This window comes from Pseudomonas mohnii (genome assembly GCF_900105115.1).
Classification (GTDB): Bacteria; Pseudomonadota; Gammaproteobacteria; order Pseudomonadales; family Pseudomonadaceae; genus Aquipseudomonas; species Aquipseudomonas mohnii.
In genome coordinates this window covers 5,695,405-5,714,345 of record NZ_FNRV01000001.1, presented here as the reverse complement: position 1 = coordinate 5,714,345, position 18,941 = coordinate 5,695,405, and the positions used below count along the sequence as shown (strand labels likewise).

Genomic DNA, 18,941 nt, shown 5'->3' with positions numbered 1-18,941 from the left:
GTGGTGAATCAAGGGCCCTGTTAAGGAAAACCGATGCGCATTCTGTTGCTCTGCCTGTTCAGCCTGCTGGCTGCCTGCCAATCCCATCAAGCAGCAGCGCCACCGGCACCGATTGCTCCGCAAGGCCGGGATCACACCGATTTCGGGGTGATCCGTGAACTGGCCACCGGTCGCGCCCTGACCCCGCAGGAACTGGTCGAGCACCTGGCTGGCGCGCCCCGGGTGCTGGTGGGTGAACAACACGACAACCCCGATCACCACGCGCTGCAACTCTGGCTGCTGCGCGAACTGGCGGCGCAACGTCCCCAGGGCAGTCTGCTGATGGAAATGCTCAACCCCGACCAACAAGCCAGGGTCGATGCGGCGCAGGCCGCCAGCCGTGCCGGTCAGCCGCCGGCCGATCCTTATCAGGCGCTGGCCTGGCAAGCCAATTGGGATTGGGGTGTTTACGGGGCAGTGGTCAACTACGCGCTGCGTCAACCCTACCCGCTGCTGGCGGCCAACCTCGACCGGTCGCAGATCCTGCAAATCTACCAACAGCGCCCGACGCTGAGTGGCGAAGCCTCCACCACACCACAGGTTCAAGCCACGCTGCTGGACGACATCCGAGGGTCCCATTGCGGGTTGTTACCTGAAGCGCTGCTGCCGGCCATGCTCGCTGTGCAACAGCAGCGCGACCGGCGCATGGCCGAACGCCTGCTGGCCGCGCCAACCCCTGCCCTGTTGCTGGCCGGGGCGTTCCATGTGCGCAAGGACCTGGGGGTGCCGTTGCACCTCAAAGACCTCGGCGCCGCCCAGGGCAACGTGGTGTTGGTGTTGGCCGAAGCGGGCAAGACCGTGAGCGCCGAGAACGCTGATTACGTGTGGTACACGGCGGCGCAACCGGAACAGGATCATTGCGCGCAGTTGCGTCAGTGAGCGCAAATGCAAAAGGGTCGACTGTGTGTCATTGCATGGGCTTGACGGCGCTGTCAGGTGCATGGGTCACCGAGGAAACTGCCGGGATTCTCAGTGCACTATGCTCAAGAGCGTCAGCCCAACAACGGGTCAAGGTCCTTTGCGTTGACCCGCCGATTGGATGCTTATCGCCAGAGCCTCTGCGAGGCGGCAATCGATCCCTGTCACAGCCTCCATGAGGAACACCGATGCCTTCAATTATCGTCTTCGCATGGGGGCTGGCGGCCATTACAGTGATGGTGCATGCAATCGGCCTGGCTTTGTTACTGAAGGCTCTGGCTCGGTTGGAAACGCTGCATCTACATCACCTCTGGGCCATCATTGGCAGACTGGTATGGGTGGCCTCCTACCTGATTCTGCTCCATACGCTAGAGATCTCGATCTGGGGGATGTTCTATCTGTGGCAAAAATGTCTGCCCGATATTGAAACGGCCCTCTACTTCTCCGGGGTGACTTACGCGACGATTGGTTACGGAGACGTGACGCTCGCGAAACCGTGGCGGTTGTTCGGGCCGACCGAGGGCTTGATCGGCATACTCATGTGCGGCTTATCCACGGGCTTCTTCTTCGCGGTTGTTAATCATATTTATCAGACAGCTCACTTGAAAGCTGACAACGATCACAAGTCCTGATGCGCTCTCAGCGTGCAGGGCAACGTCCCAGGCAGCGCATCTACTGCCCGCGTTCTCTCCAGCAAGCGGGTTTCATTGACCCAAGCGGGCTACTCGTTGATCTGCGCTTGTATCCGCCCGGCGCGTACGGCTTCCACCAGGGCCGCATGATCGCGCTCGGTCTCATCCGCATAGGATTGGGCAAACACCGCCAGAGCCAGGTCAAAGGTATCGCTCCCACCCAGATAACCGCTGATGCTCGCTGCGTCTCCGGACTTGGCATGTGCCCTGGCCAGTGTCCATCCGCACACCTGCGCATAGCGTTTAAGCTGCACAGCCGAGAATTTTTCCACCGGAGCGGTGTACTTCATGTCGCGCAACTGGCGGACGAAAAAATCATGCTGCTGCCGACCGCGCACCCACCCCAGAAAGATGTCGCTGGCGGACTGCATCAGCCGCTGGCCGACGACGATTCTCTGGCCCTGCCGTTGATATTGGCTCTTGCCACAATAGGGTTCCAGGACGGAGCGGCAGGCTTGCTTGAATTGCAGCAACAGCGGATGTCCGTCCTTGTCGACGAGCAACACGACATAGCACCGGGTTCCGACGCTGCCAATGCCTACCACCTTCATGGCGAAGTCTTCCAGGCGGTAACGATCCAACAGCACCCGACGCTCATCGGGCAGCGATTGTCGGTAGTCGGAAAGCCGATCATGAACGTGCGCTTCGAATTCTGCTTCAGCGACATGGAAAAGGGTCGGCCGATGTTCAATGAAGCGATAGTGACCGCTTTCCTCGCAGACAATTTTCGGAAACAGATGCTCTGCTAAATGTGCGTGGGCCTTTTCGGCGATCTCCTCGCGATTCTTTCTGATGGGTCCTTTTTGAGCCATGGCCGTGATGCTGTCCACCTCCTGACGCGCGTACCAGACCTCCATAGGACTCATTCGAGAGTATTCGCGCAGGCGTTGCCGATAGGCACAAACGCATTCCAGAACGCAGTCCCTGGCCTCGGCGGCGGACAGGTGAATATCGCGTGCAGCCAAGACAAAGCTGACCGCCAGACGTTTGCAATCCCACTCCCAGGGCCCGGGCAAGGTTTCGTCGAAGTCGTTGATGTCAAAGACCAGGTTGCGCTCGGGGGTGGCGAACAAACCGAAGTTCAGCAGATGACAGTCGCCACAGGCCTGGACCCGGATGCCGGTGCTGGGCGTGGTCGCAAGGTCGTGGGCCATGAGTGCCGCCGAGCCCCTCATAAAGGTAAACGGACTGTGCAGCATGCGGCCATAGCGAATGGGCAGGAGCTCTGGCAAGCGGCCCTTGCTCGATTGTTCGAGTATCGCGACGGGGTCGCGGCGGTTGGCGGGTTGCAGCCAGGTGGCATGACTGCTTCGCGGCACACGCTCACGCAGCGATTGACCTTCTGCAACTCGCTCGGCCCGTGATCGAAGTTCGCAAAGCATGCCGACATCGGTGTCGCTCGGCTTGGCTGTCGAAGGTTTCTTAGTCAGCGCCACCATAATTTTCACCCTGTTTTCGCCATGCCTGAGGAGGGAGAAAAACGCCAGCAAGCTGCAGGAGGTGCCCGACCCGGTAGCACAGCGCGTACAGCGAAAGTGAACACAGAATCAACTCAATGCAATGCTCCGATCAGCATAGTTGGACTATCGACGTGTCTTGGGCAATTCAGCTTGATTCGGATCAAACGACCCTCAGCCTCCGTTCGGTTTCAGCAGGTCGTAACAGGCAGAAATTGGCCAAGAATGGTCACCGGGATGCGCCGGGAAAACGTGTTGGTTTAATGGGCATCAGAAATGACGGTGTATGCCGACGCGATGGCTGATATCTTTCCCGCGCCCCAAATCTCGTCCAATCGACGCGGATCCCATCAAGGAAGATAAAAGAAGATAAAAAATGAAAAGATTATTCATCGCTGCGCTAGGAATGTTATCGCTGACTCAAACATCACCATCCTTCGCGGATAATGCTAATGGCAAAAATCTCTATCTACAGCGATGCAGCATGTGCCACGGAATGGATCTCAAAGCAACAGGACCGCTGGCTAATAAAAGCAATCCGCCTACACCTGATCTAACAACCTCTGCTTTCAAAAAACGATTACATGATTATCCGGGCGTGATTGTATCTTCGATAATACTTCGCCCAAATGGCGATTTAATTCCAAGAACCTTGCGTGAGAATGGAGTAAAGCTATCGCCGCACTCATGGAGCGTTAAGGATTTTCGCGATTTAAATCAATACATGGGTGGTGTGATTTCACAAAACCGATGACCTTTGAAGTGCCTGCTCCTGTGCTGTCACCTTCGATTGACATGACGCCAGCGCTTGACTCTGTCCCTTAACTGCCAAGGCGCTGAGGGCTCAGCAGGCCCAGTTGCTCATACAAACGAATGGCTTCGGGAGTGCACCCCGACAACCGGGCAAATTCACCTATGTTCAGATGACGCTCCTCCCTGATCCAACTCCGGCCCGCAGTTTACTGGCTGTGGCCGGGTGTCGTCCGGGTGCACATGGTGTTCATGCAGAGTCGGTCAGCGGCACCGCGACAGGCAGAAAGCGGCCAAATGCAGCCGTTGGCTGCTGGCGACGAGCCTCCTCATTTTTGCTCGGAGGCTTTAGAGTAGCGCGGCCTATTCATAGGGATATTGTTACTTAAACCAACTTGCACCAAGAGCAATAGCAGGGAATGTATGAGAGGGCATGGAGCTTTGGCGGTGTTTCGGTTTTTGCTGGTTGTTCTGGCGCTGCTGGCGCATTCACATGTATATGCGCTGGAGCCTATTGCCGTTGATGCAAATCTCGATGGCTTGTCGCTGGTTGGTCATGCCGAATTTCAGCGCGATCCACACAATTACGAGTCGCTGAAGCAACTCGATCCCTCCGCGTGGAAGCCGCTGACACAAGCTGATCTTTATCAGGGCATCACCCGCGACGGGTTCTGGCTGCGGCTAACGCTGCACAATCCAGGCGCGGATGCACAGCCTTGGGTGCTTGTTGATGACACGTCATGGATTGATTCCATGACGGTTTTCGTGACAGCCCCGACCCCATGGCAGCAGGAAGTCGGCGATCGCCTGCCATTTTCCAGCCGCGCTCTGCCTTCGCCCCTACCTGCGATCATGCACAGCATCGCCCCTGGCGAAACACAGCAGGTTTTCGTGCGGCTGCGCTCGGTGTCTGGCGACGATATGCGATTGACCTTGCGCCTGTACCAGCCTGCTGCGTTCATGGCGGCCCTGCAGGCCTATACCGCCATCTACACAACACACTTGGGCGTATACATCACGCTGGGTGCCATCTGGCTACTGTTCGGTATCGTGCTGCGTCAGCCGACCTTTATCACCTATGCCGCCTTCGTCACGTGTACTGGCTTCGCGTGGTTCAACTTGCGCGGCCTGCTCGCGCAGCATCTTGCACCGGATACAAGTTTCTGGACGAACGAAGGCCTCGGCCTGCTGGTCAGCGGCGCGCTGTGTTTTTCCTTCCTGTTTTCCCGCAAGGCACTGCGCCTGAACTCCGTTGCTCCGATACTCGACCGCGTGGCCCTGGGGTTTGCGTTGGCGAATGCCGTGGTTGCGATCTTGTGTGCGTTGCGCGCATTGCCTCTCGATACACTTTTCCTCATGTACCGCTTCTTCAACGCCACCGCGATTATCAATGCGTACTTTGCTTTTGTCAGTTGGAGGCGTGGTACACCGCATGCAATTTGGCTGCTGATTGGCTGGGCGACCTTCGGTCTCAGTGCGCTCAGCGTCACCTGGGCCTGGTACGGTATCAAGGGCGGGCTTCCGGAAATCAACATGATCGCACCGATGACGATGACTCAGAGTGCCGCGCTGATCGAAGTCCTATGCTTCGCCATCTCTCTCGCCCTGTGGATACGTACCCAGCAGCAGGAACGTCTCGCTGCTGAGCATTCGGCAAATACTGATGGCCTTACCGGGCTGAATAACCGCAAATGCGTCGAGCGTCGTCTGGACGAGCTGATAAAACAGCCTTCTACACCGGATACTCTGTGGCTCGGGATTGTTGATATCGACTTCTTCAAGACGGTCAACGACACCTATGGCCATGCTGCCGGCGATGCTGTACTGCGTAGCTTTGCCAAGATTTTACGCGCCAACTCGCGCCAGACTGATATCGTCGGCCGTTTCGGTGGAGAGGAGTTCGTCCTGATCCTTGAGCGTATTGATCGCGAAGGCGCGGAACGCATCACCAATCACCTGCGTGAGGCCTTCGAGGCGACGCCGACCGAATTCGAAGGCCAGATCATTCCGCACACGCTCAGCCTGGGTCTCGCTGCCCATGCCGGCGAGACCGACTCGCAGCTCTGGTTCCAGCGCGCCGACGCTGCGCTCTATGAGGCCAAGCACCGTGGGCGCAACCGCGTTTGCATTGCAGGCGGATAACGCCTGATTCGTTGAGATATCTGGGCGTCTGCTTCTGGCCGGTTGCTGCCTGTGGTGACAGGAAGCAGTCGGCCAAAAGCGGTCAGTCGCTCAAAATACTTAAAAGCCACTGATTGCTAAAGTCATCAAGATCCGAACATAGCTCACTTGGTCGAAGGGACGGATACCTTGTTGCCCAAGCGGATTAGTTCATTGGAGAAACACAGGCCGACGATGATCAGTGCCGCTCCCGCGTAAAGGCTTTCACGCGGTACTTCATTGAGCGCCAAAAACGCCAGCAGCGCGGTGAACAGTGGCTCGGTCAGTTCCAGCGCTTGCACTTGGGATGGCTTGAGATACTCGATGGCCTTGGTGGTGCAGAAGAAGCCCAGGATTGTCGGCAGCGTGGCCAGCGCCAGCAGCGCGGCGATCGCCAGCGGCGACAGCTCGCCTATAGCAAAACCATCGGCTACAGCCGGCATCAGCAGGTACAGGCTGCCAAAGAACAATAATTGTCGGGTGAAGTGCAGCCCCCCCGACACACCCATACGCTTCATGGCCACCGAAAAGGCCCCATAGCCGCAGCCGGCCATGCAGGCGAGCGCAGCGCCTTGCAGGGTAAAGCCCTGCTGCAGGTCGCCGCCGAAGATCACCGAGATCCCAGCGATAGCCAGTGCGGCGCCAACGGTAGCGTTCGCGGTGATGGCATCCTTGAGGAAAATACGCCCCAGAATAATCGAGGATATTGAGGCGCTGGCCATCAGCACCACCACCACACCTGCCGCCGCATAGTGTCGATAGGCGGACGTTTCGAAATGGAACAGCACGAAGATGCCAAGGAACGCGCAGAGAGCCGCTTGAGTCCATTTGGTCGACACCGCCGGGCGCTTGAGGAAAAACAGTAAGATCGAGAGAAGCACGCAACCCAGTACGGTCTTGATGACAGCGACACTGCTGGCGGTGAAACCATTACTCATGAGCACTTTACTGAGCACACCGATCGTTGCGTTCAGTGCCGCTGCGCAGAGTGCAAACATGACGCCTTTGCTGAAAGTAGATTGCATTGTTGACGATCCCTGTCGCTGAATTGTCGTTCGATAGAATGCCGTCCTGCATCGACGGCGCAAAGTTTGAGGATGCCCCCAAGGGAGAAGTCAGAGGGCCTGGCCCTTGGCTATGCAATATGAATTGACGAACGTTGCAGTGTGCTGCAAAGACTGACGTATATCCGGTTTGGCTATTCCATGCCTGTTGGCAAATTGCTCGACCGCCGTTGTATCAAAACGAGTGGTCTGGATAAAGTCCAAGGCTTCGGGTTTTGAATTCAAAAACCGCGCAACGGGAGGAATACTCAGTAGCAACTTCAGCAATCGAAGTGAAATGTAATGCTTGGGAGACTTTAAGCCCAAAGGTTGTGCCGCCTGTACCAGGAGTTCTCGCAAGTTGGGCGTTTGGTCATCAAGCGCCAGCAGTTCCTGGCCCACCATGGCAGGATCAAAAGCACACACCGCCACCAGTTCAACCAGGTAATCCACGGTAACCAGTGGCAGCCAGTGCTCGGCGGTACCAGGCACTGCAGTCAGCTTTCCCTGCACAAGGTTGCGTATCAGCTCCACCAGCGGCTGACCGTCAAGGATATGCCCCGTGCGGCTGTGGCCACAAACCGTCGCGGGGTGGACAACGGTAATCTCTCCACCCTTGGTGGACACGACCTCCAGAGTCGCAAAATACGCCTCCAGCTTGCTCCCCTCGTAACCACCGACACGTCGGTAGACAGCAGGCCAATTCGTCAGCTCCGGATAACGAGGATCAATTCCGATGCGTTGCAAATGTTCATGATTTTTCAGCATGTAGCCTCCGATCATCACTAACCGGCTTTTTTGCTCAGCCGCCAACAGCGCCACGCGCTTCGCCCCTTCCACATTCACCGCACGAGAATGCTCCGCTGAAAGCCCCCATGCGAAGTGGGCACCTAGGTGGAATACAACTCTGGCGTGCCTTAGCACTTCTCGGTCAGCAGGACTCAGCCCGAGGTTGTCCCGTTCCAGATCGCCAGCTACGGCAAATACCCGGGTTGCGCAGCCTCCCAACTTGTCGACTTGCTCCCGCAGTGCAGCTAGTCGCTCCGGACGACGCATCAACACCTGAATGGTGTGACCTTTTGCACTCAGGTACGCCACCAAATGTTGACCGATGAAACCGGTACCCCCCGTGACAAAGCACTCCACGCTCATTTTCCTGTTCCTTGTTTAAGGTGAGGAACGAAGCGTAAACTATCGACCCAACTCTATGGTCAAGCGGTGTTTTGATGAAAATCGGCGAACTCGAGGCCCGCAGCGGTGCCAGCCGCCATACGCTACGTTACTACGAGCAAATCGGCCTGATCTCACCGCAGCGGCGAACTAACAACTATCGTGATTACACAGCGCAAACCCTGCAGGATCTGGACTTTATCCAGCGTGCGCAAAGCATGGGGTTTTCCCTGGGGGAAATAGGCGAGATTCTGGATGCGCAGCGGAACAAGCTGATCGATTGTGCTGACGGCGCCAAGCTAATTGAAAAGAAGATGGCAGAAATCAAACTGAAAATCGCCAACCTCCAAAGTATTTATCGGTACCTGGATGAAGAGCGTGCAAACCTCGAAGCCAGTGCTGCCAAACAACTTGAGCTTCAGCAGTTGAACAACTCTTCCAACTGAATAGTCAGCATCGAGAGATGCGGAAGCTGCAGCCTGTTTCAAATTTCAAGCTTCAAGCTTCAAGCTTCAAGCCCTGTATGCATTTTCTAAAGCCTTCTGGCCAGGCCCTGGACAGCATACGTCCGCCCAACAGACCTTGCGTGGTTAAATGGGCGCCCATCTATGCGGCTCAACTCGGTAATTTGTATCCGCCCGTCGGTGTCCTCTATCCCGCCCTGAAAAGCTATGGTGTCCGGCCGTTGGCCGAGTCGACGAAACAGAGTGACTCGTCTTCTCACTGCTACACGGGAGCATGCTAAACCTAGGTCAGATTCAACCCGCCGTCGGAGAGGAGTATCTCGCCGGTTAAATAGTCCGACTCGACCAGCATTACAACAGCTTTTGCGATGTCGTCTGGGCTAGCGGCCCTGCGCATAGGTGCACGAGTTCGCCACAACTCTTGAGCACCTGTCCACTCTGCGGTCAGAGGCGTGTCGACCAAGCCAGGCGCCACAGCGTTTACGCGTATTTCTGGCCCCAGCGATACCGCGAGCAAGCGGGTCATGTGATTAAGCGCAGCTTTGCTTACCGCATAGGGAATCGATGCACCCTTAGGACGGATACCGGCATGCGAACTGATGTTTACGACGCAACCTGCTCGACGGTCACGGGCGGCATCGCGTAATGCCGACTCGGCCAATGCGACTAGGTGGAACGGCGCCACGACATTAACCTCGTTAAGTTCGTGCCACACCGTCGAGTTGGCCGAGGCAAGATCGCAGTGCGGAATGACTCTGCTAATACCGGCGTTATTGACCAATACGTCGAGCTGCCCCCACGCGGCGATCGCCTCGTTAATAAGCCTGACCCTGTCAGCTTCGAAAGCAAGATCAGCTTGCACGTAAATAGCCTGCTTCATTTCGGCGGCCATAGTACGTCCTGCATCCGCAGAATTTCGCGAATGGAGCACCACCGCATAGCCTGCATGGCTGAGTACACGTGCAATGGCTGCGCCGATACCGGAAGTGGATCCTGTCACCAACGCGACGCGTAATACGTTATCGATTGTCGGATTGGGTTTCATATGGAAATCTCGAATTGGTTGCTAAAAAGCCATCACCGTAGCACCAAGCGGGCAACGTCGGCGTCAGGCGGTCACGATAGGCAGGTATCCATTTTCAAACCAGGTTTGCGCTTATTCTGCGGCGCAAAGCTACGCTTTTTATTGAGACGTCCGGCGGTACGTATTCCTGGACGACCTGGGCTTTAAAAGGTGTGGGGCAAGGTTCTCTGACGCATGGAAATCCCGGCGATAATGGCGGAGGTGCCCACGTACTTTTTAGTGAAAAACACCGCCTTTGTCACAGCTATCGGCCAGGTTTATGCGTCCGACACCACGCCTTGCGTGATGAAACCGGTTGCCACTTATGCGGCAACAACTGATCGACTTCACTCGCCCGCTGCGTCGGCAGGCGCGTGAGCACGCCCTTTAAATACGCATACGGTTCATGGATGTTAAGCCGTGCCGGCTGGTTCAAACTGATAATCGCAGCCGCACCTTTGCCGCGACGTAAGGTGCCCGCGAATAGCCAGTTTGAAAGCCAGAAAAGCCCATGGCCGGATTTGATTTCCACATCAGTGAATTGCTCCGGATTTGCTAGACACATCTGCTTTGGGTCGTTTTCTGCCTCTCGCGACAGACAAAAAGCGGCCAGAAGCGGACGCTCGGTCATGAGTTCAGAAGCCGCCATTCGCACTGATGCGACTGATTGTTTCAACGCTCGTTTGGTCCACTCACCACCGTGACTATCCCTCGCGGATGCAAGGCCGAACAGGTTTCCCGCGGCTTTGGCACTCCCATTCTCCACCTGCATGGGGGCCTTGAAAGAATTGCGGAAAATCACAGGTTAAGTTTTATTAAGAAACTAAAATAGTTGCTTAATGAAACTAAAAAACATAGAGTCAAGACTACATTTCTTGCATTTGAAGTCCTATGCCACGCCAGAGAGTCAACGAGTCCCTATGTTCTGCCGCCCGCGCTCTAGAGGTTCTGGGCGATCGCTGGACGCTCCTCCTGATTCGCGAAGTCGTATTCGGCACGCGCCGTTTCGATGAGTTTGCGTTGCACCTCGGCATCGCACGCAACGTCCTGACCACGCGCCTGAATGCAATGATTGCCGCCGATATTCTGGTGCAGGCGCCGGTCCGCGACGATGCGCTTCGCAAGGCCTACCATCTAACCGAAAAGGGACGCGATCTCCTGCCCGTCCTAATCGCATTGCTACAGTGGGGCGACCGCTGGCTACAAACTCCCGATTCGATTCCGATCCAGATCGTCGAGCGCGAGTCGGGCGAAGTGATCGAGCCCATGCGACCTCGCAATCGGTCTGGCAAAGCGCTAACCCTGCGCGACCTTGACTGGGTTCCGGGCCCCGGCAGTACCGATCCACGGATTGCCCGACTAGTCGCCGCCTACGAAAAACAGCGACGCATCGAACCGCGGCCGATAGCTGCGCCAAAAAAATCGAAGAAAGAGAAATCAGCATGAGTCTTTACTTTCGGCTGTTCTGGACCTGGCTACGAGCCCGTTTTAAATCGCCGATCCAGATGGGTGAAACCATCGAGCTGGTCATGCGCGTCTGGCCAAATGACCTCGACATCAACGGCCACATGAACAACGGTCGCTACATGACGATCACTGACCTGGCCCTGGTCGAATACTTCACCCGCGCCGGATTCACCGAGGTCGCGCTACGCAAGAGATGGCGCCCCATGCTGGGCGGTAGCATCATTTCGTACCGTCGCGCCCTGAAGCCGTTCGCGGTTTATACCTTACGCTTTTCGATGAAATGCTGGGACGCGCGTTGGAACTACATGGCGTTCGAGTTTCTGCAAGATGGCAGGATGATGGCGCACGGCCACAGCAAAGGTGCGATTGTCGGCAGAGAAGGTTTCGTGAGCAGCGCGGACGTGCGCCATGCGATGGGTCTCAATCCGGCCTCGCCTGAATTTCCCGCGTCGATTTCCGCGTGGATCGAAACCGAACGCCTGATGAACATTTAGTAGGAACCGCCATGCTTGCGCAAATACTCATAACGATCAGTGCAGGAATCATCATGTTGTTAGGCCTGGTGCATCTGGCCTACACCTACTTTGGCGACAAACTCCATCCGCGTGACACCGACTTACTAGCACGACTTAAAACGACCTCCCCCGTCATCAGCCGCCAAACAAGCGTGTGGAAAGCATGGATCGGCTTCAACGCGAGCCACAGTCTGGGTGCAATTTTGTTCGGAGCGATTTTTGGATATCTGGCACTTGAGCAGCCGATGCTGCTCTTTCATTCTTATTTCCTCGGATTCACAGGTTTGATCGTGCTTGGTGCCTACCTTGTGATGGCGAAACTGTACTGGTTCACCCGCCCCTTGCAAGGCATCTCGCTGGCATTCCTGTTCTATGTCGTCGGATTTATCCTCGCAAATATTCACCTTTTCGCGTGAGGCGACGGTGCTCAGTGCATGCAAATACCCTTCTTGGGTCCGCCTAGCGATTCGATGACATTGCGTTTCTGGCTGGTTCTGGTGCGCCTGCTGGACTCTACGGCTACATGAGGAATGTCTGCTTTGGGGCGAAATCGGCACATTGCATTCATTGAGCCTGTGGCCACTGATCCTGAATTTCATACCAGGATGCCTTGGACGCGACTTCGATATGTCGCTGTTTGTCGGACGTAATAGACGTGTCCAGGGTGCCCAGCGCTATGGATATCCAGTCAGCGTATTCACCTCGGCTTTTCGACCAGAACAACGACGAACCGCATCGGCTGCAAAACTGACGAATGACTGATTCAGACGAGCGGTAAGCAGTCATGAGTTCTGCACCCTGGATGAAGTGCAAATCAGCGCGCGGTACGCTTCCATAGCTGGCAAACGCAGCCCCGTGAGCTTTGCGACACTGACTGCAATGGCAATGTGTAAGTGCTTTGGGGTCTGATTTGATTTCGAATCTGACTGTGCGGCAGAGACAGCTGCCTTGGTACGTGCCGGTCATTGTTTATGCAGCCTGATAAATAAACCCACCCATTTAAACGTTGAGCAGGCGTAGTGTCGAATGAAGGCTTCGAGTCGATTTCTGCCTGTCACGGACCCATAGCGGTTAGCGAGCTGCAAAATCGCCTGTCACAGACTCAATCTTGGTTCGCATACGTTTAACGATGCTTTTTTTCATCTCTATGCAGTTTGCGCAGAGTATCCGGCGAGGTCAGGTGCGATATGCCCCCGGTCGTCTGTCCGTTATCCGAGAGGTCTTGAAGCGCACGGGGGCGGACAATTAGTCCAAAGCGATGGCAACCAGTGCTCCGCTCACCATCAGACCAGATGTCCCTCTATCAACCTTGCCACTTCGGCTGCGTGAGTAAAACCCAGATCGTGATCGGCGCCAGGGAAGACGTGTAGTTCCGCGCGGGGTAACAGTTGAGCAAGGCGCTGGCCGACGCGAACGGGGCTGATCGGATCAGAATCTCCCCAGAGGAGCAGGACTGGCATGCGCAACTCGGCCAACCGGAGCGTGAGGTCGGTCTGGTCGTCGAGAAACCAACTCGGCAGTGTCGGGTTGGCGGCAGCAAAATCCGGGCGCCAGTCATGCGCGCCCAGAGCAGACATATCCACCCCGCCAGAGGTGACGGTCAGCGTCAGGTGCGTGATCAGTTCAGGGCGCTCAAGCGCTGCACGCACAGCGACTATACCGCCCATAGACTGCGCCACCAGCGCTGTGGGTCGGTCGATCTCGGCCAGCACGCGAGCCACCAGATCATCCATGCCGGTTACGCCAGGCAAGGGCGGAGTGTCTCCAAAGCCGGGCCAGCCGAGATGGACCCGCTGCGCCGGGTGGACCAGACGCTCAGCAACCGGAAGCCAAAACCGGGTGTTACCCGAGGCTCCGGGCAGGAAGAGGAGTTTGGCGGGGGATGCGATCACAGGGTTGGCGAGATTATGGGCCAGCGACGGGGTCAAAATGCCTGACCGCTCTTCTTCAGTCACGTTTTCCGATAGCGTGATTTCTACAGTCATGGCGCTCTCCCTGAGCGACGAGTAAATGACTCAACAAGGTAGCCCATTCAGTCACCCCATGGTGAATCGGCACATGCATCAGTCGTCCTTTTTTGATGGGCTGAATACCCGCTTCCGGCCGTTCCCTGCCGATCATGGTTACAAAGCGTGCGGGTCAAATCCGATGCTATCGGTAGTCAGGTCGAATGCAAGCAGGTGTTCAAGTGGGGTGCAATGTCTCAGGCCGGTCACGGCGCCGGAAAGGTCTCCAGATACGCCAGCAGATCGTCGATTTTTTCCTGGTCGCTGATGCCCCAGAAAATCATCCGGGTGCCGGAAACCACTGCCTTTGGATCTTCGATATACGCAGCGAGTTTTTCCCGGGTCCAGACCACGCCCGATGACTTCATGGCGTCGGAGTACTGGTAGTCGGTGGTGCTTGCGGCCGCGCGTCCGACAATACCGTTGAGCTGCGGGCCAAAAAACGCCCGCGCCGATTCTCCGATCTGGTGGCAGCCGCCACACATACGCTTGAACAGTTTCCCGCCGGCCTCGGCATCGCCGGCCGCTTGGGCTTGCGCACCCGACAAACCTGCCTGAAGCAACAAGAAGAAGGTCAGCACCGCAGCTTTGTTCATGTACCGCTCCAGATCCGGGATGACGCACGGCGAAAAGGGGCGGCCATTTCACCATGTCCAACGCTTTTATCGAAGGGTTTGTTGCGGGTGCCTGCGGGAACCGGCATAAACGCCACCCTGCAGATGAGGGCGCATTCCTGGCCGCAAATCGCTGATGGCAGTCTGACGCAGGCCTTGGCAGACTGTTGCCCTTTGCATCCCGTCCCGCACTTTTACAAGGAAAGAAAACTGATGGTCACCTGCTACCTGAAATACGTACTCGACCCCTACAAGCTCGACGCGTTCGAGCACTACGGCAAGTTGTGGATTCCACTGGTGGAGAAATTCGGTGGTCAGCATCACGGCTACTTCCTGCCGTCCGAGGGTGCCAGCAATATTGCCCTGGCGATGTTCACCTTCCCCAGTCTGGCGACCTATGAAACCTATCGCCAACAGTCGATGAACGACCCGGCGTGCATTGCCGCGTTCAAGTACGCCGAAGAAACCCGCTGCATCCTCAGCTATGAGCGCAGTTTCTTCCGGCCGGTGTTCGGTTAGGGGACATCCGCGACTTGAAGCGCCGGGCTCAGCCCTGCTTCAAGTCCAGGCAGTAGGTGTAGTAACCCGGATCTCGTACATACCCCAAAGACTCATACAAGCGCTGCGCGGTGTGGTTGTCGGTGGCGGTTTCCAGGGTCATGCCCTTGGCGCCGCTCAACCGCGCAAAGTCGCGGGCGGTGTTCATCAATAGGGTGGCAACGCCTTTTCCGCGAGCGGCGGGTGCGCTGAACAGGTCGCCGAGCAACCAGGTGCGGTGTGCGTTGATGGAGGAAAAGGTCGGGAACATCTGCACGAAACCCAGGGCTTCGCCGCTGGCGTCCTCGGCGTAGAAGATCACCGATTCGTCGCGGGCGATGCGCTCGGCAATGAAGTCACGGGATTGCGGCAGGTTCGATGACTGACCGTAGAAGCCGCGATAGGCGTCGAATAACGGGGCGATCTTGTCGATGTGGGAAGCGTCGGCGCGCAGGGCCTGAATAGCCATGAGGGTGCTCCTTTGCGGTCTCAAGGACTCTGGAGCCTAGCAAACAATTGTCCGCACGCGGCGTGAAGCTGCGCGAATGCTTCAATCCTGCTGGAGCTGGCTTGCTGGCGAAGGTTGTCAACGATAACGCGTGCGGCCTGGATAAACGCGGCGCTCTCGGGTCCATCGCCAGCAGGCTGGCTCCTACAGGGTTTTATTACACGCGCACATTACGCCCCGGCAGGGTTGACCGCTGGCTGTTTTCCCAGTTTTCGACCAGTCCCACCGGCACATCCGACGCCGGCAGCATCTTGCGTCCGCGCACCAGGTCCGACGCCCGTTCGGCGAGCATGATGGTCGGTGCGTTGAGGTTGCCATTCGGTTCGGTCGGGAACACCGAGGAGTCGATCACCCGCAGCCCGGCGACGCCATGCACGCGCAACTCGGAATCCACCACGGCCATGTCGTCCTCGCCCATGCGGCACGAACCGCAAGGGTGGTAGGTGCTCTCCAGGTTGTCACGCACGAACGCATCAAGGTCCTCATCGCTGGTCAGGTGCGCGCCGGGGGCGATTTCGCCATCGCGGAAGCGGTCCATGGCTTTCTGGCCGATGATCTCGCGGGTCAGGCGGATGCAGCGGCGGAAGCCTTCGCGGTCCTCTTCGCGCTCCAGGTAGTTGAAGCGGATTTCCGGATGCTCGTAAGGATCGGCGGAACGCACGCGAACATAGCCGCGGCTCTTCGGTTTGTTCGGCCCGGTCAGCACCATGAAACCATGACCCTTGATCGGCTTGTTGCCGTCGTAACGCATGGCCGCCGGCAGAAAGTGGAACTGAATGTCCGGCCAGCGCAAGCCCTTGTCGGAGCGGATGAAACCACCGGCCTCGAAGTGGTTGGTGGCCCCCAGGCCATCCTTGAACAGCAGCCAGCGCAAACCGATCATCAGTTTGCTCAGCGGGTCCATTTTGCTGTTGAGCGTCACCGGTTCCTTGCAGCCGAACTGGATGTACACCTCGGCGTGATCCTGCAGGTTCTCCCCTACCCCCGGCAAGTCATGGCGCACGGCGATCCCGGCCTTGCGCAGGACCTCGGCCGGGCCGATGCCGGAACGTTGCAGCAGGTGCGGCGAACCGATCGGCCCGGACGAGATCAGCACTTCCTTGTTGCAATAGACCTGGTGGGTCTGGCCACCGTGGTCATAGCTGATGCCCACGGCGCGCTTGCCCTCGAGGATGACCTGGCGGGTCATCGCGTGGGTGATCACCGTCAGGTTCGGACGGTCCATGGCCGGGCGCAGGTAGGCGTTGGCGGTGGAACAGCGCACGCCGTTTTTCACGGTCATGTGCATCGCGCCGAAGCCTTCCTGCATGTAGCCGTTGCAGTCATCGGTCTTGATGTAGCCCGCCTCGGCGCCGGCTTCGACCCAGGCCCCGTACAGCGGGTTTTTCATGTGGTTACCGTTGGTGGTGTGCAGCGGTCCGGTTTGCCCGCGATAGCTGTCACCGCCCGACTCGTAGCTCTCGGCACGCTTGAAGTACGGCAGGCAGTTTTTATAGCCCCACCCCTGGGCGCCGAGGGATTCCCACTCGTCGAAGTCATATGCATGACCGCGGATGTACACCAGGCCGTTGATCGACGACGACCCCCCCAGCACCTTGCCCCGTGGGCAGTGGATGCGACGACCGTTGAGGTAGGTTTCCGGCTCGGTTTCGTAGCGCCAGTTGTACTTCTTGGTGTTCATCGGGATCGAGAACGCACTGGGCATCTGGATCACCACGCTGCGGTCGCTGCCGCCGAATTCCAGGACCAGCACCGAGGTGGCCGGGTCTTCGCTCAGGCGGTTGGCCAACACACAACCTGCCGAACCTGCGCCGATGATGATGTAGTCGTATTTTTGCGTAGCCATGATTATCTCCGGACCGTCGATTCGTTGAACACGGGCTTCGACGATTGGGTCAATTTTTCGCCGGTGGTGAATTGCGGGGACGTTTTCTCGATGTGCTGGATGACCGCCTCTTCGCGCTTGAGATCGATGGAGCGGCTCAGCCAGTAGTAGGCCACCCCCGATACGATCAGCCCGACCAGCCAGGCGATGTCGATGCTGCCCAGGGCCTTGGCGAGTGGGCCGACATACACTTCGCGCTGCTCGACGCCGTCGAAGATGTAGAAGAACGGAATCATCGAGATGAAGCCGATGGCGTACGCAGCGATGCCACGCAGGCCCCAGCTGCCATAGATGTTGCCGTGGGGCATGAAGAAATGCGGGATGGCGTAGCGGCCCTTGCGCACGAAGAAGTAGTCGGTGAGGTTGACCGAGGTCCAGGGCACCAGGAAGTACAGCATCACCACCAGGTAGATGCCGAGCACCGACAGGCCCTTGCCGGAACTCTGGATGCTCAGGGCCACGCCCAGTTGCAACAGGATCACAAAGGCGATGGCGAGGATCCGCGCCTTGCGGGTCGGCTCGATGTGCTTGATCGAGTCGACGCAGGTCAGCGTGGTCAGCTTGGCGCTGTAGATGTTCATCGCGATCACCGGCAGGAACGCCAGGATGGTGATCACCACGACCGCCGTGCCCATCAGCGGCGACACGGTATTGCCGACTTGTCCGAGGGCCACCAGCACGTCGGTCGAGTGCAGGTGATCGGCCAGCCAGCCCCCCACGGAAATCATCCAGGCACCGGACAACGAAGCGCCCAGGAAAACCACCGCAATCAGCTTGCCGCTGGAGGTGTTCTTCGGCAGGTAGCGCGAGTAGTCCGACACGTACGGGGCGTAAGCGATGTTGTAGCTCGCCGCGGCGGCGAATTGCGCGATGAAACCGGTCCAGTTGAACCCCAGTGGTGCCGGGGCCACTTCTCCGGCGCCGAGCGCCGGCAACGCCGCATCCGGCACCCAGCCCATCAGCACCGCCAGCGTCACCAGACCGTACAGTGGCAACGACAGGTACAGCGCCCATTTGAAGCTGCGGTGCATCCAGTCATGGCCGAGGATCGCCAGCAACGCGGCCGGTATCGTCACCGCCACCGCAATCGCCCAGGGGTGGAACCCGAATAGTGTGTGCAGGCCTTGCATCATCAACACCAGGTTGACGATGTTGAAGCCGGCGAACACGAACAGTGTCGCCAACAGCACCAGAATCACCCCGCGATAACCGAACTGCGCACGGGACTGGATCATCTGTGGCAGGCCCAGGTGCGGGCCTTGCGAGCCATGAAAGGCCATGAACAGCGTGCCGAACATGATGCCCAGCGTACCGGCCAGCGTGGTCCAGAGCGCGGTCAGGCCGACGCTTGGACCGACGAAGCCGATGGTCATGGTGAAGAAGGTGAAGTTGCCGAGAAACCAGAACGGGCCCTGGCTCGACAGTTTGTCGGTGCGCTCGTGCTCGGGGATGAAATCGATCGAATGGCTTTCGACGACGATTTTGTCATCGAGGACCGACACGCTCGGGGCGGACTTGGCGTTAGTGTTCATGATGGACTCTTATTGTTGGAAGATCATGACGAAAAAACCGCGTTTTATCGGGTGAACGACTCCCGGGGCGCGTCCTTGCCGTTCCCGAATTTCCGATGTGCAATTGCTTTCAACTTTGGCA

General features: G+C 57.7%; 20 protein-coding genes and 1 pseudogene. 9 read left to right on the top strand and 12 right to left on the bottom strand.

The window, feature by feature from the left end:
* The first annotated feature begins 33 nt into the window (after nt 1-33).
* The gene (locus BLV61_RS26705; protein ID WP_090468508.1) at nt 34-918 is read left to right on the top strand and encodes a ChaN family lipoprotein; all 885 of its coding nucleotides are present in this window, start codon (nt 34-36) and stop codon (nt 916-918) included.
* Between the two features lie 227 nt (nt 919-1,145).
* Nucleotides 1,146-1,589, top strand: a complete 444-nt coding sequence (locus BLV61_RS26700) for a potassium channel family protein (protein WP_090468506.1) — start codon at nt 1,146-1,148, stop codon at nt 1,587-1,589.
* Nucleotides 1,590-1,678: 89 nt separating this feature from the next.
* Here the strand turns inward: BLV61_RS26700 and BLV61_RS26695 are convergent, their stop codons facing one another.
* Nucleotides 1,679-3,139: a DUF2252 domain-containing protein gene (locus BLV61_RS26695; RefSeq protein WP_244159925.1), complete on the bottom strand. Its 1,461-nt coding sequence runs from the start codon at nt 3,137-3,139 to the stop codon at nt 1,679-1,681.
* A 343-nt stretch (nt 3,140-3,482) separates the two neighbouring features.
* Here BLV61_RS26695 and BLV61_RS26690 point away from each other — a divergent pair, with 343 nt between their 5' ends.
* Nucleotides 3,483-3,860, top strand: a complete 378-nt coding sequence (locus BLV61_RS26690) for a c-type cytochrome (RefSeq protein WP_081997847.1) — start codon at nt 3,483-3,485, stop codon at nt 3,858-3,860.
* Between the two features lie 67 nt (nt 3,861-3,927).
* Here BLV61_RS26690 and BLV61_RS31685 read toward each other — a convergent pair whose 3' ends face one another.
* Nucleotides 3,928-4,023 carry a MerR family transcriptional regulator gene (locus BLV61_RS31685; protein ID WP_279627452.1) on the bottom strand — a complete coding sequence of 32 codons (96 nt, stop codon included), beginning with the start codon at nt 4,021-4,023 and terminating at the stop codon, nt 3,928-3,930.
* A 280-nt stretch (nt 4,024-4,303) separates the two neighbouring features.
* On the opposite strand from BLV61_RS31685, the gene BLV61_RS26680 reads away from it, so the two are divergent.
* Nucleotides 4,304-5,998 carry a sensor domain-containing diguanylate cyclase gene (locus BLV61_RS26680; RefSeq protein WP_167361807.1) on the top strand — a complete coding sequence of 565 codons (1,695 nt, stop codon included), beginning with the start codon at nt 4,304-4,306 and terminating at the stop codon, nt 5,996-5,998.
* Nucleotides 5,999-6,141: 143 nt separating this feature from the next.
* Here BLV61_RS26680 and BLV61_RS26675 read toward each other — a convergent pair whose 3' ends face one another.
* A complete protein-coding gene (locus BLV61_RS26675) occupies nt 6,142-7,041 on the bottom strand; it encodes a DMT family transporter (RefSeq protein WP_090468499.1) in 900 nt (299 codons plus the stop codon).
* A gap of 90 nt (nt 7,042-7,131) precedes the next feature.
* Nucleotides 7,132-8,211: an SDR family oxidoreductase gene (locus BLV61_RS26670; RefSeq protein WP_090468497.1), complete on the bottom strand. Its 1,080-nt coding sequence runs from the start codon at nt 8,209-8,211 to the stop codon at nt 7,132-7,134.
* Between the two features lie 74 nt (nt 8,212-8,285).
* Between BLV61_RS26670 and BLV61_RS26665 the strand changes: the two genes are divergently transcribed.
* Complete coding sequence (locus BLV61_RS26665; RefSeq protein WP_047527779.1) at nt 8,286-8,675, top strand: MerR family transcriptional regulator; 390 nt, start codon at nt 8,286-8,288, stop codon at nt 8,673-8,675.
* Nucleotides 8,676-8,976: 301 nt separating this feature from the next.
* Here BLV61_RS26665 and BLV61_RS26660 read toward each other — a convergent pair whose 3' ends face one another.
* Together BLV61_RS26660 and BLV61_RS26655 are read right to left on the bottom strand one after the other, a co-directional pair.
* The gene (locus BLV61_RS26660; RefSeq protein ID WP_090468495.1) at nt 8,977-9,738 is read right to left on the bottom strand and encodes an SDR family NAD(P)-dependent oxidoreductase; all 762 of its coding nucleotides are present in this window, start codon (nt 9,736-9,738) and stop codon (nt 8,977-8,979) included.
* Nucleotides 9,739-10,021: 283 nt separating this feature from the next.
* Nucleotides 10,022-10,283, bottom strand: a pseudogene (locus BLV61_RS26655) (transposase domain-containing protein); the annotation flags it as partial.
* A 364-nt stretch (nt 10,284-10,647) separates the two neighbouring features.
* Here BLV61_RS26655 and BLV61_RS26650 point away from each other — a divergent pair.
* Genes BLV61_RS26650 through BLV61_RS26640 form a run of 3 tightly spaced genes read left to right on the top strand, consistent with a single transcriptional unit; the run spans nt 10,648 to nt 12,154 of the window.
* A complete protein-coding gene (locus BLV61_RS26650; protein ID WP_090468492.1) occupies nt 10,648-11,202 on the top strand; it encodes a winged helix-turn-helix transcriptional regulator in 555 nt (184 codons plus the stop codon).
* On the top strand, nt 11,199-11,717 hold the full coding sequence (locus BLV61_RS26645) for a thioesterase family protein (RefSeq protein ID WP_090468490.1): 519 nt from the start codon (nt 11,199-11,201) through the stop codon (nt 11,715-11,717). The genes BLV61_RS26650 and BLV61_RS26645 overlap by 4 nt, the downstream gene beginning before the upstream one ends.
* 11 nt (nt 11,718-11,728) lie before the next feature.
* Nucleotides 11,729-12,154, top strand: coding sequence for an LIC_13387 family protein (locus BLV61_RS26640; protein WP_090468487.1), 426 nt, complete (start codon nt 11,729-11,731; stop codon nt 12,152-12,154).
* A 148-nt stretch (nt 12,155-12,302) separates the two neighbouring features.
* On the opposite strand, the gene BLV61_RS26635 is transcribed toward BLV61_RS26640, so the two are convergent.
* From BLV61_RS26635 to BLV61_RS26625, 3 genes are all read right to left on the bottom strand, one after another.
* Nucleotides 12,303-12,704 carry a GFA family protein gene (locus BLV61_RS26635; protein WP_081997844.1) on the bottom strand — a complete coding sequence of 134 codons (402 nt, stop codon included), beginning with the start codon at nt 12,702-12,704 and terminating at the stop codon, nt 12,303-12,305.
* Nucleotides 12,705-13,021: 317 nt separating this feature from the next.
* Nucleotides 13,022-13,723 carry an alpha/beta fold hydrolase gene (locus BLV61_RS26630; protein ID WP_244159924.1) on the bottom strand — a complete coding sequence of 234 codons (702 nt, stop codon included), beginning with the start codon at nt 13,721-13,723 and terminating at the stop codon, nt 13,022-13,024.
* Nucleotides 13,724-13,950: 227 nt separating this feature from the next.
* The gene (locus BLV61_RS26625; protein WP_090468485.1) at nt 13,951-14,340 is read right to left on the bottom strand and encodes a c-type cytochrome; all 390 of its coding nucleotides are present in this window, start codon (nt 14,338-14,340) and stop codon (nt 13,951-13,953) included.
* A gap of 231 nt (nt 14,341-14,571) precedes the next feature.
* On the opposite strand from BLV61_RS26625, the gene BLV61_RS26620 reads away from it, so the two are divergent.
* Nucleotides 14,572-14,877, top strand: a complete 306-nt coding sequence (locus tag BLV61_RS26620) for an NIPSNAP family protein (protein ID WP_090468482.1) — start codon at nt 14,572-14,574, stop codon at nt 14,875-14,877.
* Between the two features lie 28 nt (nt 14,878-14,905).
* Here the strand turns inward: BLV61_RS26620 and BLV61_RS26615 are convergent, their stop codons facing one another.
* The 3 genes from BLV61_RS26615 to BLV61_RS26605 form a co-directional block, all read right to left on the bottom strand.
* Nucleotides 14,906-15,364 carry a GNAT family N-acetyltransferase gene (locus BLV61_RS26615; RefSeq protein WP_090468480.1) on the bottom strand — a complete coding sequence of 153 codons (459 nt, stop codon included), beginning with the start codon at nt 15,362-15,364 and terminating at the stop codon, nt 14,906-14,908.
* A 196-nt stretch (nt 15,365-15,560) separates the two neighbouring features.
* A complete protein-coding gene (betA, locus tag BLV61_RS26610) occupies nt 15,561-17,249 on the bottom strand; it encodes a choline dehydrogenase (protein ID WP_090468478.1) in 1,689 nt (562 codons plus the stop codon).
* Between the two features lie 2 nt (nt 17,250-17,251).
* On the bottom strand, nt 17,252-18,820 hold the full coding sequence (locus tag BLV61_RS26605) for a purine-cytosine permease family protein (protein WP_090468476.1): 1,569 nt from the start codon (nt 18,818-18,820) through the stop codon (nt 17,252-17,254).
* Nucleotides 18,821-18,941: the final 121 nt, after the last annotated feature.

Coding starts and splice junctions, on each gene's coding strand:
- BLV61_RS26650 (WP_090468492.1), top strand. CDS start 10,648: ATGCCACGCCAGAGAGTCAACGAGTCCCTATGTTCTGCCGCCCGCGCT.
- BLV61_RS26625 (WP_090468485.1), bottom strand. CDS start 14,340: ATGAACAAAGCTGCGGTGCTGACCTTCTTCTTGTTGCTTCAGGCAGGT.
- BLV61_RS26660 (WP_090468495.1), bottom strand. CDS start 9,738: ATGAAACCCAATCCGACAATCGATAACGTATTACGCGTCGCGTTGGTG.
- BLV61_RS26670 (WP_090468497.1), bottom strand. CDS start 8,211: ATGAGCGTGGAGTGCTTTGTCACGGGGGGTACCGGTTTCATCGGTCAA.
- BLV61_RS26615 (WP_090468480.1), bottom strand. CDS start 15,364: ATGGCTATTCAGGCCCTGCGCGCCGACGCTTCCCACATCGACAAGATC.
- BLV61_RS26700 (WP_090468506.1), top strand. CDS start 1,146: ATGCCTTCAATTATCGTCTTCGCATGGGGGCTGGCGGCCATTACAGTG.
- BLV61_RS26635 (WP_081997844.1), bottom strand. CDS start 12,704: ATGACCGGCACGTACCAAGGCAGCTGTCTCTGCCGCACAGTCAGATTC.
- BLV61_RS26690 (WP_081997847.1), top strand. CDS start 3,483: ATGAAAAGATTATTCATCGCTGCGCTAGGAATGTTATCGCTGACTCAA.
- BLV61_RS26705 (WP_090468508.1), top strand. CDS start 34: ATGCGCATTCTGTTGCTCTGCCTGTTCAGCCTGCTGGCTGCCTGCCAA.
- BLV61_RS26640 (WP_090468487.1), top strand. CDS start 11,729: ATGCTTGCGCAAATACTCATAACGATCAGTGCAGGAATCATCATGTTG.
- BLV61_RS26630 (WP_244159924.1), bottom strand. CDS start 13,723: ATGACTGTAGAAATCACGCTATCGGAAAACGTGACTGAAGAAGAGCGG.
- BLV61_RS26620 (WP_090468482.1), top strand. CDS start 14,572: ATGGTCACCTGCTACCTGAAATACGTACTCGACCCCTACAAGCTCGAC.
- BLV61_RS26665 (WP_047527779.1), top strand. CDS start 8,286: ATGAAAATCGGCGAACTCGAGGCCCGCAGCGGTGCCAGCCGCCATACG.
- BLV61_RS26645 (WP_090468490.1), top strand. CDS start 11,199: ATGAGTCTTTACTTTCGGCTGTTCTGGACCTGGCTACGAGCCCGTTTT.
- BLV61_RS26605 (WP_090468476.1), bottom strand. CDS start 18,820: ATGAACACTAACGCCAAGTCCGCCCCGAGCGTGTCGGTCCTCGATGAC.
- BLV61_RS26675 (WP_090468499.1), bottom strand. CDS start 7,041: ATGCAATCTACTTTCAGCAAAGGCGTCATGTTTGCACTCTGCGCAGCG.
- betA (WP_090468478.1), bottom strand. CDS start 17,249: ATGGCTACGCAAAAATACGACTACATCATCATCGGCGCAGGTTCGGCA.